The sequence below is a fragment of the Pseudoxanthomonas sp. YR558 genome (assembly GCF_900116385.1).
Taxonomy (GTDB): Bacteria; Pseudomonadota; Gammaproteobacteria; order Xanthomonadales; family Xanthomonadaceae; genus Pseudoxanthomonas_A.
Window position 1 is genome coordinate 177990 of sequence record NZ_FPCI01000002.1, and the last position, 15208, is coordinate 193197.

Below are 15208 nucleotides of genomic sequence, written 5' to 3' on the forward strand. Positions count from 1 at the left end.
GGAGTCGCGATGGAAAGGGGTGCGGAGCGGACAGCGCAGGCGAAGCGGCGCGGCACGCCGCGACGCCCTCCGCATCGCAACCAGTGGACTCCCAGGCCGGTCTCCGGGCTTGCGAACGAGTGCAGGGCACTCCGCCGTGGCGCCTTCCCATGCGTCGTGGACGCACAGTGGCCGATGCCGCGGCTGTCTTCGCCTACCGTTGCGGGGGCAGCGCCGGAATGCCGCCGTGGGGCGGGTCACCGGCTTCCCGTTTCAACCCGGCACGAGGCGCGGGTCACCTGAAAGCGCGCGCAGTATACGGGAAGCGCTCGCGTCGCCGTCAGGCCACGCGGTCACTCCAGGCGATCAGTCGTCGCCGCGCGAGTCAAACAGGTTCAGGGACGGGCCCGTGTCTTCTTCCTGCTCGGTGTGGGTCGTCGTCACCGGGCCAGCCGCGGGGCGGCCACGTGGCGGCGGCAGCAGGGCCGCGGCCGCGTCGTAGGCCACCAGCAGTTCGCCGCGGCGTGCTTCCGGCAACTGCTGCCAGTGGCAATCCAGCAGCGCGCCTTCCAGCGCGTACAGCAGGTTGAGGCTGGGGCGGAACCCCGCACGCTTGACCCGGATGAAGGCCTCGACCGCGCCGACCGACTCCAGGTCCTCCTGCGTGCGCAGGCCGACCTGGCGGAGCCAGGCGGCGGACTTGGGGCCGATGTTGCGCAGCTTGGTGCCTGTCATGTCAGTGAATCCAGGAAAATGGCGGCGATGCGTTCCATGCCTTCCTGGTCGTCCGCATCGAACCGGGCCAGGCGAGGGCTGTCCAGGTCGAGCACGCCGACGAGTTCGCCCCCTTTCACCAGCGGGACCACCAATTCCGAGCGCGATGCGGAATCGCAGGCGATGTGGCCCGGGAAGGCGTCCACATCGTCCACGCGCTGGGTCTGGCGGGTGCGTGCGGCGGCTCCGCAGACCCCCTTGTCCAACGGGATCCGCACGCAGGCTGGTAAGCCTTGGAACGGACCGACCACCAATTCCCGGCCATCGAAGAAGTAAAAGCCCACCCAGTTGAAGTCCGGAAGGGCGTGGTAGACCAGCGCGGCCAGGTTGGCGGCATTGGCGATCCGGTCCGGTTCGCCGGCCAGCAGGGCGCGCGCCTGTTCGACCAGCTGCGCGTATTGTTCCGGCTTGCTGCCGGTGAGCGTTTGGGAGGCGAATGACATGCGGTCGATTCTACCCCCGGCCCCTCGCGACGGCCCGATATGATGCATTCCATCGGCAGGCCTGACGGGGAGACGGGTGGGCATGAGCGCAGGTGACGACGAGGCCAGCTGGCGCGGCCATGGGGTGACGAGGCTTGAGGCGTTCGTGGATGCGGCCTTCGCATTCGCGGTCACGCTGCTGGTGATCTCGGTGGATCGCATCCCGGACAGCATCGGCGCGCTGCTGCAGGCGCTGAAGAACGTGCCGGCGTTCGCTGCCAGCTTCGCGATGGTGGCGATGTTCTGGTACGCGCACGTGCGCTGGAGCCGGCGCTACCGCCTCGGTAGCGTGCCGGCCACCTTGCTCAGCCTGCTGCTGGTGTTCCTGGTGCTGGTCTACGTATATCCGCTGCGCCTGCTGCTGGGCACCTTCTTCGCGTGGATCACCGGCGGCTGGCTGCCGATGCCGCTGAACGACGCCAACGGGGCGCGTCCGCTCGCCTTCATGTTCACCTTTTACGGATTGGCGTTCGCGTCGATGTCGGCGTGCATCGGCGGCTTGTACGCGTTGGCCTGGCGCGCGCGCGCGCGCCAGGGACTGGATGGCGAGGCCGCCGCCAACGCCGCGGGCGAGTTCGCCTCGCATGCGTATTTCGTCCTGGTCGGGCTGCTGTCGGTGCTGATCGCCAGCCTGCTGACCGAAGACTCGCGCTCGTGGCAGGTCGCGCTGCCAGGCAGCGTGTACTTCCTGCTCTCGTTCACCGGCCTGCTCCACGTGGCGGGACAGCGCTGGGGCGCACGCCGCTGGCCGGCGCGCGCGGAGGATTGAGGCGATGGACAGGCTGTTCGTCACCGGCACCGATACCGGCGTGGGCAAGACCGTCGCCAGCGCCGCGCTGCTGCATGCGTTCCGTGCGCGTGGCCTGCGTGCGGTGGGCATGAAGCCAGTCGCCAGCGGCTGCGAACGCACCCCCGAAGGCTGGCGCAATGAAGATGCGCTGGCGCTGCAGGCGGCCAGCGATCCAGTACCGCCGTACGAGGACGTCAATCCCTATGCCTTGCCCGCGCCGCTGGCACCGGAGATCGCCGCACGCGATGCCGGCGTGGACGTGCAACTGGGTGTGCTGGTGTCCGCGTTCGAACGGCTGCATCCGCTGGCCGACATGGTGCTGGTGGAAGGTGTCGGCGGTTGGGCCGCACCGCTGACCGCCACGCTCGACCAGCGGCACCTGGTCGAACAGCTACGCCTGCCGGTGGTGCTGGTGGTCGGCATGCGCCTGGGTTGCATCAACCATGCGCGGCTCAGCGCGCGCGCGATCCAGGACGACGGCGCGCGGCTGGTGGGTTGGATCGCGAACGAAGTAGACCCCGACATGGCGCGCCGCGATGAAAACTTCGCCCTGCTGTCGGCGCGCATGCCCGTGCCGTGCTGGGGACGGTTGCCGCATGCCCCGGGCGCGCAGGCCCAGGCGCTGGCGGCGTCCCTCGCGTTGCCCTGATCTCGGGCAATAAAAAACCCGGCAGCGTGGGGGCTGCCGGGTCGGGTTTGCGCGGAGGGAGGGGAGGGCCGCGCAATAACCGGTTGAAGCGGGCTTACTTGGCCTTCGCGGCCTTGGTCGCCTTGGCCACGGAGGCCTGGACGTTGTCGGTCGCGGTTTCGAACTGGGTCTTCACCAGCTGGCCAAAGGCTTCGCCGGTCTTCAGGCTCAGGCCGAACACTTCCTGGCTGGCGGCGACGACGCGCTCGGCGTTGTCCTTGGCGACCTGCAGGCCCTTCGGCCACAGGTTCTTGTAACCGTCGAGGTCACGGGTCTCGGCCAGCTCGCCAAAGAAGGCGGTGGTGGCGTCGACGTTCTTTTCGAAGGTCTTCAGCTGCACGCCGAACACCGTCTCGGCGCTTTCCAGGGCCAGGCGGTTCGCACGGGCCGCAGCGGCCGCGAACTGGTGCGTGAACTGGCTGAAGCTTTCGTTGAATTGCGTGGTCATGGCGTGCTCCTAAAAGGGGATTTCCATCTGTTGCGCCGCAGCATAGAGGGATCTATGTTGCAGCGCAATAACCGGCGTATGGAAATCCGACGAACGGTCAGGAGCCGTTAAAAATCAAACGCTTGTATGGAGTGGTCTGGAACCGGTTCCAGCGCTCAGGGGCCGGTATAGCGGCAGCCGGAGGTGCAGGTTTCATGCACCACGACGGCGCTCAGCAGCGGCAGCGCCGGCTTGGTCTGGTCCCAGATCCACGTGGCCAGCTGCTCGCTGGTGGGGTTGTCCAAGCCCGGGATGTCGTTGAGGTAGTGATGGTCCAGCCGGTCGTAGATCGGCTTGAAGGCCGCCTTCACGTCAGCGAAGTCCATCACCCAGCCGGCGCGCGGGTCGATCGGCCCGGACAGGTGCAGCTCGATGCGGAACGAATGGCCATGCAGGCGCGCGCACTTGTGGCCGTCCGGTACGTGCGGCAGGCGGTGTGCGGCTTCGACGGTGAAGACCTTGAAGATGTCCATGCGGCGGATCCTGGAGCGTGGAAGCGCGCGGCACCGGCGAGGGTGCCGCGCGCAGGGTGCAGCTTAGCGGGCCGGGCGCGACTGGCCCTGGCGGGCGCCACCGGGGCGACCGTCGCGACGCTGGCCGCCGTGCTTCTTCGGGCCGGCATGCGCGTGCCGCGGCGCATCGCCGTGCGGGCGACGCGCGTGCTTCTGCGGACCGTTGCGGCGTGGGGTGCGCTCGCCGCCCGGCAGGTCGGCCTTGCCCGGCGCGCTGTTGCCCCAGCGGATCGGCGTCTGCGGCTCGAAGCCCGGCACGTCGCGCAGGTCCACGTCGCGGCCCAGCATGCGCACGATGGCGCGCAGGTACTTCGCTTCATCCTGTGCCACCAGCGAGATCGCTTCGCCGGTCGAGCCGTTGCGGCCGGTACGGCCGATGCGGTGCACGTAGTCCTCGGCCACCATCGGCAGGTCGAAGTTGATCACCTGCGGCAGCTGGTCGATGTCGATGCCGCGGGCGGCGATATCGGTGGCGACCAACACGTTGATGCGGCCGGCCTTGAAGTCGCTGAGCGCGCGCTGGCGTGCACCCTGCGACTTGTTGCCGTGGATCGCCGCGGTCTTGATGCCGCTCTTGTCCAGGAACGTGGCCAGCTTGTCGCTGCCGTGCTTGGTGCGGGCGAACACCAGCGTCTGCACGCGGCTGTCCTTGGCCAGCAGGTGCAGCAGCAGGTCGCGCTTGCGGCTGCCATCGACCGGATGCACGCGGTGGGTGATGGTCTCGGCCACCGTGTTCTTCGGCGTGACCTGGATCTGCTTCGGGTCGTGCATGAACTCCAGCGCCAACTCGCGGATCGGATCGGCGAAGGTCGCGGAGAACAGCATGGTCTGGCGGTTCTGGCGGGGCAGCTTGGCGAGGATGCGCTTGATCGACGGCAGGAAGCCCATGTCGAGCATGCGGTCGGCCTCGTCCAGCACCAGCACCTCGATGCCCGACAGGTCCACGCTGCGGCGCTCAAGGTGGTCGATCAGGCGACCCGGGCAGGCGATCACGAGATCCACGCCACGGCGCAGCGCGTCCAGCTGGTTGCCCATGCCAACGCCGCCGTAGATGGTGGTGCTGGGGATGCGCAGGTACTTGCCGTAGCCACGCAGGCTGTCGTGCACCTGCACGGCCAGCTCGCGGGTGGGGGTCAGCACCAGGGCGCGCGGCTTGCGCGGGCCGCCCCGCTGGACTTCCTGCGGGGTGGTGGCCAGGTACTGGATGAGCGGCAGGCCGAACGCGGCGGTCTTGCCGGTGCCGGTCTGGGCGCCCGCCAGCAGATCGTGGCCGGCGAGGGCCAGCGGAATAGCCTGTTCCTGGATGGGAGTGGGCTGGGTGTAGCCCTGTTCGTCCAGCGCGCGCAGCAGGGCGGGCGCCAGGCCCAAGGTTTCAAACGTCATTGTCGAAGCTCCAAAGCCGGTCGGCCGGACGCGCGCGCAACACCGGCACGAGAGCGTGCGGCGGCATGGAACGCGCGGAATGCGGCAAGATCGTGACTCGAAGCGTTCCCTGAAACCGCGCTGCGAGAAGGGGTGCGGAGGCGCCAAAACGGCGCTACCGAGCTTGCGCAACGAAAGAAGTCGGAGCGGGGCGGGCGCGGGAATTCGCGGGGAATTCCCTGCGCCGGCGGACCATCGGGGAAACGAACGGCCGCAGGCAAGCGGCGCGCACTGTACCCGAATCCGCGCCTGAATGGGGGAATCCACGCTGAAAGAGGGTGCTGCGACCGATTGTCGCAGTACGGAAATCAAGGGTTTGCGGGCGTATCATGGCCCGTGAAGACCCACGTAGCCGACCGCCATGAGCCTTCGCATCCTCCGCCAGAACGACGCCCCGGTGCCCGGTTCAGGGACCGGCGACGCCGTGGTCTGCCAGGCCGCGCGCGGCTGCAGCGGCTGCCTGGTCCGGCATCTGGCTGTCTGTGCGGCGCTGCCGGTGCAGAAGGCCCAGGTCATGGAATCGCTGGCCGATGACGTCCGCCTGGTGGCCGGCGAGGCGCTGGTGCGCGAAGGCGAACCCCGCCGTGGCGTGTTCACGGTGACCAAGGGCGCCCTGCGCCGGATCCGCCTGCTGCCGGATGGTCGTCGCCTGGTCGCCGGCTTCCTGATGCCGGGCGATTTCATTGGTTTCAGTGGCACCTCGCACTACCGGCACACCATCGAGTCGATCACCGACAGTACCCTGTGCGAGTTCTCGATGGCCGACATGCGCAGCCTGTGCAACGACCATCCCGAACTCGAGCGCGAACTGCTCGAGCGGGCCTGCGTGGAACTGGACGCCACCCGCAGCAATCTGATGTCGCTCGCGCGCCTGAACCCGATGGAGCGGTTGGCCGGCTTCCTCGTCGACATGGCACAGCGCCGCCGCCGCCAGGGCCAGGACGACACCGAAGTGATCCTGCCGATGACGCGCACCGACATCGCGGACTACCTGGGCCTGACCGTGGAAACCGTCAGCCGCAGCTTCACCCGCCTGCGCCAGGAAGGCAGCATCGCCACCGACGATCCGCACCATGTACGCCTGCTCAACCGCGCGCGCCTGGACGCCTTGGCCGAAGCACGGGCCTGAGACTCTGCTTTTTGTAGGAGCGACGTCAGTCGCGACCGCACGCCGCACTTGCAAAGACATGCATCGCGCACGCGGAACTCATACCTTCATCGCGCGATCCGTCCGTGCAAAGGTACTTCATTCTTGCGGTCGCGACTGACGTCGCTCCTACAAGGGTCCGGCCTCCCTGAGCAGCTTCCCGTCCTGCAACCTGTAGCGTGCATCCGCCACGCCGTCCGGTAACACGGCATGGCTGATGATCAGCGCGCTGCGTCCATGCGCGGCATCCGCGAAATCGCGCATCAGCGCGTCGGCGGTGTCCTGGTCCAGGCCTTCGGTGGGTTCATCGAGCAGCAGTAGCGGCGCGTCACGCAACAGCGCGCGCGCCAGCGCCAGCCGGCGCGCCTGTCCGACGGACAGCGTGGCCCCGTTCTCGCCGACCCACGCGTCGAGTCCATCGGTCAGGCCGCGGACGTGCGTATCCAGATGCACCTGGGTGAGGACGGACCACATGCGCGCGTCGTCGGCGTGCGGATCACCGAGCCGGAGGTTCTCGCGCACGGTGCCCGAGAACACTGGCGCGTCCTGCGGCAGCCATGCGATGCGCGCATGCCAGTCCGCGGATGCCAGCGCGCGCAGGTCGATGCCGCCGAACGAGACCTCGCCGTTCTGCGGTTCGCACAGCCCGAGCACCAGCGCCACGAGCGACGATTTCCCCGCGCCGCTGTCGCCGGCGATGAGCACGTGCTCGCCGGGTTCGACGCGCAAGGTCGCGTGGTCGAGTACGTGGCGCGACGTGCCCGGCCAGGCGAACGTCACCTCGTGCAGCACGAGCGCGCCGTGTGCCGCAGCCCGTTGCGTGCCGACACCGACGTGCGTTCCCGGTGCTTCGACCACCTCTTCCAGTCGTCGCGCGGCGATGGCGGCTGCATGCCATGCCTGCCAGGCGGGCGCGATGGCGCTGCAGGCCTCGAGGACCGCGACCGTCATGAAGAACAGGCCGCCGGCGAGCGCGGCATCGAGCCGTCCCGCGTCTACCGCCGACAGCAGCAACCACAACATCGCGGGCAGCCCGCATGCGGCCACCAGCGCCTGCAGCAGCGTGGCATCGGCGAGCCGGCGACGGCGCAGGCCGTCCCAGTGCGCGACATCGCGACCGCGCGCGTCCAGCGCTTGCAGCCAAGCCGATGTCGCCTCCATCGCTGCGAGATCCACCTGGCCCTCGATGCCTTCCTGCACGCCGGCCCGCAGTCGCATGCGCGCGTCGGCGCGGGCATCTTCGAGTGCGGCCGCGCGACGGACCGACCACCAGGGCGCCGCCACGCCGAGCAGCAACAGCACCACCAGCAACACACCACCTGCCGAGGGAAGGATGCTTGCTGCGATGCCTACCGCCAGCGCGCACAGCGCCAGCACGGCGAGCAGGGGGCCGACGGCGCGGACGAGCCGTCCGTCCACCGCCTCGATGTCGGCCAGCAATCGCGTGACCAGCTCGCCGACGCGATGGTGGCCGAGCCCCAGCGGCGCCCGCGGCAATGCGCGTCGGAAGAACCACACCCGCAGGTCGCGCGCGATGCGCAACGTGGCGTCGTGGCCCACCAGCTTTTCCGCATACCGCGACAGGATGCGCACGAAGGTCAGCGCGCGGATGCCGGCGGACGGACCGAAGAAGTTGAAGCCGAGCGCGCCGACACCTGCCAACGCAGCGGCGGTCAGGAAATGCCCCGAGACCGCAAGCAATGCAGTGCCCGCCAGCAACGTCAGCAGCAGCAGGACCACGGCCAACGTCGCCAGACGGCGATGGACGCGAAGGACATCACGCAGGCGAGGCTCCTGTGCGCTCAAGCGCCGTCCTCCGTCGTGCTCAATCGGCCATCGCGCAAGTGCCATACCGTCGTCATGGCTGCCATCGCGGCCGCGCTGTGCGTCGCCATCACCACGCAGCGACCTTCCGCGAAGCGCACGATCGCCTGCAACACGGCCGCTTCGGTGTCCGGGTCGAGGAAAGCGGTGGGCTCGTCGAGCAGCAGCACGTCCGGTGAGCGAAGGAACACGCGTGCCAACGCCACGCGCCTCGCTTCGCCTCCCGACAATCCGAATCCACGCTCGCCGATCACGGTGTCCAGTCCGTCCGGCAGCCGGTCGGCGAAGCGCAGCACCTGGGCGGCATCCGCAGCGGCGCGCAGTTCCTCGTCGCTCGCCTCAGGCCTGGCCATCCGCAGGTTGTCGCGCAGGCTGCCGGCGAACAGGAACGGGCGCTGCGGCGCGTAACCGATGCGCAGGCCATTCGTGTGGATCAGCTCGCCTGCGGTCGGCGGCATGAGATCCGCGAGGACATCGAGCAAGGTGCTCTTGCCGCCACCGCTGGGGCCGATGAGTGCCACGCGCTGCCCGCGGTGCAAGGCAATGTCAGCGGCTTGCACGGCATCGCGCGTTGCACCGGCGTGCCGCACCGTCACGCCGCGTGCCACGACGAGCGGTGCTAAAGGAGCGTTGAGCGGCGGGATCGGTTTGGAAGACGAATGCGCCGGCGTATCGAGCAGGGTCGCGAGCTCCTCCATGGTCGCGCGCGCACCGGCGCGGTCGTGGTAATGCGTGGCGAGCCGGCGCAACGGCGCGTAGAACTCCGGCGCGAGCAGCAGGCAGAACACGCCCGCGCCGAGCGTGAGCGGCGCGCTGCGCAGGTCGAGCATGCCGAGATAGCTCAGGCCCAGGTACAGCGCGATCATCGCTACGCTGAGCGAGGCGAAGAATTCCAGCACCGCCGACGACAGGAAGGCGATGCGCAGCACGCGCAGGCTGCGCACGCGCAATTCCTCGGCGGCCGCGCGGATACCTTGCAGCTCCGCCTCGCCTTGCCCGTAGACGCGGATCAGCCCCAGCCCGCGCAGGCGGTCGGCGAAGTGGCCGCCCATCCGCGCCAATGCCTGTAACTGGCGACGGCTGGCGGCTTCGGCGCCCCAACCGACCAGCATCATGAAGACCGGCACCAGCGGCATCGTCAGCAGCAGGATCAGGCCGACGGTGCGATCCACCGCGAACACGGCCAGCAGGATGGCCAGCGGAACGCCGACGACTTCCGCCCGCACCGGGACGAAGCCGCCGTAGTAGCCCTCGACGGCATCGACGTGCGTGCCCAGGTGTTCGGCCAGCGCACCGCTCTGCTGCGTGCGCGTCCACGCCGGACCGCGCGACACCACGGCGCGTGCGAGGTGGGTGCGCAGGGCGATGCGGATGCGTTCCACCGCCTGGTCTGCCCAGCGCCGCCCTGCCCAGGCGAGCAGCGCGCGCGCGACGAGCACGGCGAGCAACGCGGCGAGCAACGGCGACTGCGCCGCCACCGATTCGCCGGCGACGAAGACGCGCTGGATGCACAGGGCGATCAAGGCCGCCTGCGGTACCAGCAGTACGCCGGCCAGCACGGCGCAGGTGCTGGCGCCGCGCAAGGGCAGCGCGGCGTCGCGGCCCAGCGCTTTCAGCCGCAGCGCGGCGGCCGGCGCCTGATCGGTGGCAGTCCCCGTCATGCCGGCAAGGGCTGGCAGCCCAGTGCGGCGAGGATGCCGTGCAGCGCGGGATGCTGCATCAGCCACGGCGAGGCGATGGTCAGCACGCCCGCGGCGAGCACGAAGCCCGCGGCGACGCGACGGAAGGCCGGTTGCTGCCAACGTCGGCCGAGGCGTGCACCGGACCATGTCAGCGTCACCATCATCGGCAGCGTGCCGAGGCCGAAGGCCGCCATCGTCAACGCGGCATCGCGCGCATTCGCCTGCAGCCACGCGACCGTCAGCAGGCTGAGGCTCAGTCCGCACGGCAGCCAGCCCCACAGCGCACCCGCGGCGAGGCGACGTGGCAGCGTATCCGCAGGCAGCACGCGCGCATGCAGCGGCCGCAACACCTGCCAGATCTTCGCGCCGGGACGTGCGAGGACATCGAGTCGCCCGCGCTGGTCGAGCAAGCGCAGCGCCAGCACCACCAGCGCGAGGCCCACCCCGATGCGCATCGCCAGTACGGCGGTGTCATGGCGCGCCAACGACAACAAGCCGCCGCCGAACGCGCCGACCAGTGCACCGGCCAGCGCGTAACCGCCCACGCGGCCCAGGTTCAACTGCAGCGCCTCGCGCCAGCCCTGGCGGGCCGCCATCGCCGAGAACCCGGTGGCGATGCCACCGCACATCACCGCGCAGTGCGTGCTGCCCACCAGCCCCGCGAGCAGCGCGGCGAGCAGGACGGGAACATCAGGCCCCATCGTCGCCTTCGCGCGGGGATGGAACAGCGGGCGCGACCGGGCGTGGCGGTGCGTCGTCGAGGATGTCGAGCGCCGGCGTATCGAGGTCGTCGAACTGGCCCTTGCGCACGGCCCAGGCGAACGCGGCGATGGCCAGCCCCAACAGGAGCAGGCTGATCGGCAACAGCATCAGCAGGATGTTCATGCGGCGAGTCTCCGGTCGTCGCGCGCCAAGCGCAGCGCATTGACGGTCACTGCCAGCGAGGATACCGCCATGCCGAGTGCAGCGATCCACGGCGTGACCAGGCCGGCCGCCGCCAGGGGCACGGCGAGCAGGTTGTAGCCGGCCGACCAAGCCAGATTCTGCTTCACCAGCTTGCGCGCCAGGCGCGCCACGCGCACCGCGTCGGCGATGCGCAGCAGCGAGGGGCCGGTGGCGACGAGGTCCGCCGCCTGTTGCGCGAGCGGTGCGCCTTCGCCCATCGCGATGGACACATCCGCGCCCGCCAGCACCGGCGCGTCGTTGAGGCCGTCGCCGACCATCGCGACGATGCGCCCTTCCTGTTGCAGCTGGCGCACGCGCGCCAGCTTGTCCTCAGGCGACTGGCGCGCGAGCGGCGACGCGATGCCGAGCGCATGCGCCAGGCGCTGCACGGCACCGTCACTGTCGCCGCTGGCCAGGTGCAGCTGCAAGCCCTGCGCGCGCAATGCGTCGAGGGCGGCGGCTGCGTCCTCGCGGGGACGTTCGTTCAAGGTGAAGCGCGCCACGCCGTGCCTGCCATCGCCCAGCCAGAGCCCGCCGTCGTCCGCGCGTCCCGCCGCCCAGTCGGCCCGGCCGAAGCGCCAGCGACGGCCATCCACCTCGCCTTCCACACCGTTTCCCGGATGCGCGACGACCGCCTGTGCCGCCGCGTGGCGGTCGACATCCGCGAACGCCGACGCGATCGGGTGGCCGCTGTCCTTCTCGAGTGCCGCGGCGATACGGGTTGCCGCATCGGCATCCACGCCGTTGAAGACTTCGACCGCCACGCGCGCCGGGCGACCATCGCTGAGGGTCCCGGTCTTGTCGAACACCATGTCGGTGGCGCGCGCCAGCGTGTCGAGCGCCTCAGGCTTTGTCGCCAGCACGCCGCAGCGCGCCAGCGCACCATGCGCCGCGGCCAGTACGGCCGGCACCGACAGCGACAGGGCGCAGGGGCAGCTGATCACGAGCAGCGCCAGCGTGACTTCGAACGCGCGCTCGGGCTGGTACATGCGCCAGCCCGCGTAGACGCACACGGCGAGCACCAACAGGCTGACCACGAAATGGCGGCCGACGCGGTCGGCCAGGTGCGCCATCGGGGGACGATGCCCCTGCGCGCGATCCACCAGCTCGGCGAGCTGCGACAACCGCGTGGCGGTGCCGGTGGCGGTGGCGCGCAACCGGGCGGGACGCTCGCGGCAGGTGGTGCCCGCATACACGGTGTCGCCGACGCGTCGTCGCACCGGGCGCGATTCGCCGGTCAGCAGCGCTTCTTCGAAGTCCGCGTCCTGGTCCAGCAGCACGCCGTCGGCCGGTACGCCGTCGCCGGCGGCCACGCAGACGGTGTCGCCGATGCGCAATGCGGAAGGCGGTACGGATTCGCGCGTGCCGTCCGCGCGTTCGCGGGTGGCGAAGACCGGCTGCGCCCGCGCCAGCGCGTCTACCTGCGCGGTAGCGACGTTGCGCGCGCGCTGTTCCAGCATGCGCGCGGCCAGCAGCAGGAAGACGAACATCACCGCCGCGTCGTACCAGACATGGGTGCCGCCGCGGATCGTTTCCGCCAGGCTGGCGAAGTAGGCCAGCAGCGTGGAGCCGGCGATCAGCGTGTCCATGCCGAGGTGGCGGGCGCGCAGTTCGCGCGCCATGCCGGCGAGGAACGGCCAGCCGCTGTAGAACACCACCGGCGTGCTGACCAGGAAGGTCAGCCAGCGGAACATGTCGCGCGTGGGCAGCGGCATCGTCGCATTGACGTCCAGGTACAACGCCTCGGCCAGCATCATCGCCTGCAGCGAACCCAGGCCGGCGACGCCCAGACGCAACAGCCAGCGCCGGCGTTCGGACAGGCGCGCCTGTTCGCGCGCATCGCCCGTGGCGAGGTAGGGCCGGTAGCCAAGCATCGCCAGACGCTCGAGCAGCGTGGACAACGTCGTGCGCGCAGGATCCCAACCGATCCGGATGCGCCCGGTGACGGCGTTCGCGGTGGTGTCGAGCACGCCGGCTTCGCGGGCGAGGGCGCGGTCGATCAGCCAGGCGCAGGCGGCGCAGCGCATGCCGTCGGTGAGCAGCACGATCTCGCGGCCGCCGTCGATCGCGCGGCTGTGTTCCTCGAGCAGTTCGGGCCGGTCCCAGCTGTCCAGGTCGCTGCGGGTGGCCTGCACGCGGTTGGCGGCTGCGCTGCGCAAGCGGTAGTAGCTGCCGAGATCGGCATCTTCGATCCACGCGGCGGCGGCGGCACAGCCGTCGCAACAGAACGCATGGCCGCCTTCGATCCGCGCCGTCGTGCCGTCGGCGACGGGTTCGCCACAGTGATGGCACCGCGCGACCGACATGTCCATGCGCGGGCGCTCAACCGCCCCCGTGCGAGGGAGCCAGGCGGACGGCCTGCGTGTCCTTCTGCAGCCGGCCACGGATGCGCCAGCTGCCGTCCTGCGGCGAGAGCTGCACGTTCCAGTCGTGCGCGGTGTCGACCTCGGCCGGTGCGCGCCAGCCGGTGGTGTCGCGGGCCAGCGGCAGGCTCACGTCCTGCGCTGCCTCGGTGGGATGGGCCAGCGTCAGCACCAGCGGCGACGTGCCGGCGAAATCGCCGGTCACCGCGGTCAGCTCGACGTGGTCGCCGCGCACCTGCACGATCGCGCTCAGCTTGCGCCGTGCGGCGTTGTCGTCGGGGCCGAGGTCGGTGGTCTGGATCTGCGAGACGCGCTGCACGTCGTCGATGACGGGATCGGCGCCACCGGCGCGCACGGCGGTGACGACCAGCCAGATGCCGGCAACGACCGACGCCAGGGGCAGGCCCCAGACCAGCCACACCATCGGCTCTTTCCAGAAGGGGCGGCCGGCGTCGGCGGAGGAAGATGTTTGCGTTGTCATTGGATAGGTCCGAAGTAGCTGCTTTCCACGGTCTTCTCGATGCCGGTATCGAGGTCGCGCACGGTGAAGGTCACCGGATGGCGTCCGCGCACGTCGTCTGTCGCAGTCGCGGTGACGGCCAGCGACAGTACTTCTTCCGGTGCGGCCTTCACGGTCAGGTCGCCATCGCGCAAGACGATGCCGGCGGCGGCGGAGGCCAGCGTCACCCGGTAGGTATGCGCCCGCTGGTCCTTGTTCACCAACTTGAGGGTGTAGCTGTTCTCGACCTGGCCACCGGCGACTTCGCGATACAGCGCGTTGCGATCGCGCAGGACTTCCGCGATCAGGACGTCGCGGTTGAACACGCCCCAACCCCACGCCGCCACCAGCGCCAGCAGGATGGCGCCATAAACGAAGATGCGCGGCCGCAGCACCTTCGACGGTTTGCCGTCGATGGCGTTCTGGGTGGTGTAGCGGATCAACCCCTTCGGGTAGCCCATCTTGTCCATCACGTCGTCGCAGGCGTCGATGCATGCACCGCAGGCGATGCATTCGTACTGCAGGCCGTTGCGGATATCGATGCCGGTCGGGCACACCTGCACGCAGATCGTGCAGTCGATGCAGTCACCCAGTTGTTCGGGGACGAACTTCGGCAGCGGCTCGATCACCGCGCCGGCACCGGCGAAGGTGATGGTGCCGTGCGCACCGAGGCGCTGGTCGGCGACGCTGGGATGCGCGGCGGCGCGCATCACGTAGTCGTAGGCGGTGGTGTTCTGCAGCAGGCCGCGCGCGCGTTCCAGCACGCTGCCCAGGCCGCGCTTGCGCGGGCCGCGCGGTTCGCCGCGCATCGGGTCGTAGGCGATGATCAGGGTGTTGCGGTCGAACATCGCCGCCTGGAAGCGCGCGTAGGGGCACATGTACTTGCAGACCTGCTCGCGCAGGAAGCCGGCGAAACCCCACGTGGCCAGCGCGTAGAAGAACACCCAGAAGGTTTCCCAGCCGCCCCAGGCGAACGGCCACAGGCGCGCGCCCAGGTCGGTGATGGGGGTGAAGAATCCGACGAAGGTGAAGCCCGTCCACAGCGCGAACACGGCCCACACCACGTGCTTGCCGCCCTTGCGCAGCAGCTTGTTCGCGCTCCAGGGCGCCGCATCCAGCTTCATGCGCGCGCTGCGGTCGCCTTCGGTCCAGCGTTCCATCCACAGGAACACTTCCGTCCATACCGTCTGCGGGCACGCGTAGCCGCACCACAGGCGGCCGGCGAGCGCGGTGAAGAAGAACAGCGCCATGGCCGCGATGATCAGCAGTACCGCCAGCAGCAGGAAATCCTGCGGCCAGAACACCAACCCGAAGACGTAGAACTTGCGCGCGGGCAGGTCGAACAGTACCGCCTGGCGGTCGTCCCACTTCAGCCACGGGAACACGTAGTACATGCCCAGCAGCCACCAGACGGCCGCCACGCGCAGGCGGTTGAGCGTGCCCGCCACGTCGCGCGGATACACCTTGCGTTCGCTGACGTAGAACGAGTTGCCCTGCGCATCGACCACATCCAGCGGGATGCGGCGCGTGCTGTCGGAGGCAGGGGAGGGAGGCGAGGCTGGCGTGGACATGGCAGTGTCTGTCTTGGCTGGCATCATGCTCGCGCCGCGCGGG

At 69.7% G+C, this 15208-nt stretch carries 14 protein-coding genes, 1 pseudogene and 1 riboswitch; of the genes and pseudogenes, 3 read left to right on the plus strand and 12 right to left on the minus strand.

Annotated elements, in window-relative coordinates:
• Positions 1 to 76: 76 nt before the first annotated feature.
• Positions 77 to 297: riboswitch (cobalamin riboswitch) on the minus strand.
• Positions 298 to 345: 48 nt separating this feature from the next.
• Together BM365_RS12400 and BM365_RS12405 are read right to left on the minus strand one after the other, a co-directional pair.
• The gene (locus tag BM365_RS12400) at positions 346 to 714 is read right to left on the minus strand and encodes a TfoX/Sxy family protein (RefSeq protein ID WP_093489871.1); all 369 of its coding nucleotides are present in this window, start codon (positions 712 to 714) and stop codon (positions 346 to 348) included.
• Positions 711 to 1196 carry a GAF domain-containing protein gene (locus tag BM365_RS12405; protein WP_093489872.1) on the minus strand — a complete coding sequence of 162 codons (486 nt, stop codon included), beginning with the start codon at positions 1194 to 1196 and terminating at the stop codon, positions 711 to 713. The genes BM365_RS12400 and BM365_RS12405 overlap by 4 nt, the downstream gene beginning before the upstream one ends.
• An 82-nt stretch (positions 1197 to 1278) precedes the next feature.
• On the opposite strand from BM365_RS12405, the gene BM365_RS12410 reads away from it, so the two are divergent.
• On the plus strand, positions 1279 to 2004 hold the full coding sequence (locus BM365_RS12410; RefSeq protein ID WP_093489873.1) for a TMEM175 family protein: 726 nt from the start codon (positions 1279 to 1281) through the stop codon (positions 2002 to 2004).
• 4 nt (positions 2005 to 2008) lie between these two features.
• On the plus strand, positions 2009 to 2674 hold the full coding sequence (gene bioD / locus BM365_RS12415; RefSeq protein WP_093489874.1) for a dethiobiotin synthase: 666 nt from the start codon (positions 2009 to 2011) through the stop codon (positions 2672 to 2674).
• A gap of 94 nt (positions 2675 to 2768) precedes the next feature.
• On the opposite strand, the gene BM365_RS12420 is transcribed toward bioD, so the two are convergent.
• From BM365_RS12420 to BM365_RS12430, 3 genes and pseudogenes are all read right to left on the minus strand, one after another.
• Positions 2769 to 3161 carry a phasin family protein gene (locus BM365_RS12420; RefSeq protein ID WP_093489875.1) on the minus strand — a complete coding sequence of 131 codons (393 nt, stop codon included), beginning with the start codon at positions 3159 to 3161 and terminating at the stop codon, positions 2769 to 2771.
• Positions 3162 to 3316: 155 nt separating this feature from the next.
• Positions 3317 to 3673, minus strand: coding sequence for a 6-carboxytetrahydropterin synthase QueD (gene queD / locus BM365_RS12425; protein ID WP_093489876.1), 357 nt, complete (start codon positions 3671 to 3673; stop codon positions 3317 to 3319).
• 117 nt (positions 3674 to 3790) lie between these two features.
• A pseudogene (locus BM365_RS12430) lies at positions 3791 to 5095 on the minus strand (DEAD/DEAH box helicase); the annotation flags it as partial.
• A gap of 400 nt (positions 5096 to 5495) precedes the next feature.
• Here BM365_RS12430 and BM365_RS12435 point away from each other — a divergent pair.
• A complete protein-coding gene (locus BM365_RS12435) occupies positions 5496 to 6263 on the plus strand; it encodes a Crp/Fnr family transcriptional regulator (protein WP_093489878.1) in 768 nt (255 codons plus the stop codon).
• A gap of 147 nt (positions 6264 to 6410) precedes the next feature.
• Here the strand turns inward: BM365_RS12435 and cydC are convergent, their stop codons facing one another.
• The 7 genes from cydC to BM365_RS12470 are packed head-to-tail and all read right to left on the minus strand — an operon-like array spanning position 6411 to position 15165.
• Positions 6411 to 8087 (minus strand): thiol reductant ABC exporter subunit CydC, encoded by a 1677-nt coding sequence (gene cydC, locus BM365_RS12440; protein WP_093489879.1) that lies wholly within the window; start codon positions 8085 to 8087, stop codon positions 6411 to 6413.
• Complete coding sequence (cydD, locus tag BM365_RS12445) at positions 8084 to 9766, minus strand: thiol reductant ABC exporter subunit CydD (protein ID WP_093489880.1); 1683 nt, start codon at positions 9764 to 9766, stop codon at positions 8084 to 8086. The genes cydC and cydD overlap by 4 nt, the downstream gene beginning before the upstream one ends.
• Entirely contained in the window at positions 9763 to 10488 is a 726-nt protein-coding gene (locus BM365_RS12450) for a sulfite exporter TauE/SafE family protein (RefSeq protein WP_093489881.1), read from the minus strand. The genes cydD and BM365_RS12450 overlap by 4 nt, the downstream gene beginning before the upstream one ends.
• Positions 10478 to 10672 carry a cbb3-type cytochrome oxidase assembly protein CcoS gene (gene ccoS / locus BM365_RS12455; protein WP_093489882.1) on the minus strand — a complete coding sequence of 65 codons (195 nt, stop codon included), beginning with the start codon at positions 10670 to 10672 and terminating at the stop codon, positions 10478 to 10480. Before ccoS ends, BM365_RS12450 begins: the two co-directional genes overlap by 11 nt.
• Positions 10669 to 13044, minus strand: coding sequence for a heavy metal translocating P-type ATPase (locus BM365_RS12460; RefSeq protein ID WP_093489883.1), 2376 nt, complete (start codon positions 13042 to 13044; stop codon positions 10669 to 10671). The genes ccoS and BM365_RS12460 overlap by 4 nt, the downstream gene beginning before the upstream one ends.
• A gap of 10 nt (positions 13045 to 13054) precedes the next feature.
• Positions 13055 to 13576, minus strand: a complete 522-nt coding sequence (locus BM365_RS12465) for a FixH family protein (RefSeq protein ID WP_093489884.1) — start codon at positions 13574 to 13576, stop codon at positions 13055 to 13057.
• Complete coding sequence (locus BM365_RS12470; protein WP_093489885.1) at positions 13573 to 15165, minus strand: 4Fe-4S dicluster domain-containing protein; 1593 nt, start codon at positions 15163 to 15165, stop codon at positions 13573 to 13575. The genes BM365_RS12465 and BM365_RS12470 overlap by 4 nt, the downstream gene beginning before the upstream one ends.
• Positions 15166 to 15208 lie beyond the last annotated feature (43 nt).

What these genes read in the sequence shown, in the direction of transcription:
- BM365_RS12400 (WP_093489871.1), bottom strand. Translation starts at nt 714, where the DNA reads ATGACAGGCACCAAGCTGCGCAACATCGGCCCCAAGTCCGCCGCCTGG.
- BM365_RS12405 (WP_093489872.1), bottom strand. Translation starts at nt 1,196, where the DNA reads ATGTCATTCGCCTCCCAAACGCTCACCGGCAGCAAGCCGGAACAATAC.
- BM365_RS12410 (WP_093489873.1), top strand. Translation starts at nt 1,279, where the DNA reads ATGAGCGCAGGTGACGACGAGGCCAGCTGGCGCGGCCATGGGGTGACG.
- bioD (WP_093489874.1), top strand. Translation starts at nt 2,009, where the DNA reads ATGGACAGGCTGTTCGTCACCGGCACCGATACCGGCGTGGGCAAGACC.
- BM365_RS12420 (WP_093489875.1), bottom strand. Translation starts at nt 3,161, where the DNA reads ATGACCACGCAATTCAACGAAAGCTTCAGCCAGTTCACGCACCAGTTC.
- queD (WP_093489876.1), bottom strand. Translation starts at nt 3,673, where the DNA reads ATGGACATCTTCAAGGTCTTCACCGTCGAAGCCGCACACCGCCTGCCG.
- BM365_RS12435 (WP_093489878.1), top strand. Translation starts at nt 5,496, where the DNA reads ATGAGCCTTCGCATCCTCCGCCAGAACGACGCCCCGGTGCCCGGTTCA.
- cydD (WP_093489880.1), bottom strand. Translation starts at nt 9,766, where the DNA reads ATGACGGGGACTGCCACCGATCAGGCGCCGGCCGCCGCGCTGCGGCTG.
- BM365_RS12450 (WP_093489881.1), bottom strand. Translation starts at nt 10,488, where the DNA reads ATGGGGCCTGATGTTCCCGTCCTGCTCGCCGCGCTGCTCGCGGGGCTG.
- ccoS (WP_093489882.1), bottom strand. Translation starts at nt 10,672, where the DNA reads ATGAACATCCTGCTGATGCTGTTGCCGATCAGCCTGCTCCTGTTGGGG.
- BM365_RS12460 (WP_093489883.1), bottom strand. Translation starts at nt 13,044, where the DNA reads ATGGACATGTCGGTCGCGCGGTGCCATCACTGTGGCGAACCCGTCGCC.
- BM365_RS12465 (WP_093489884.1), bottom strand. Translation starts at nt 13,576, where the DNA reads ATGACAACGCAAACATCTTCCTCCGCCGACGCCGGCCGCCCCTTCTGG.
- BM365_RS12470 (WP_093489885.1), bottom strand. Translation starts at nt 15,165, where the DNA reads ATGTCCACGCCAGCCTCGCCTCCCTCCCCTGCCTCCGACAGCACGCGC.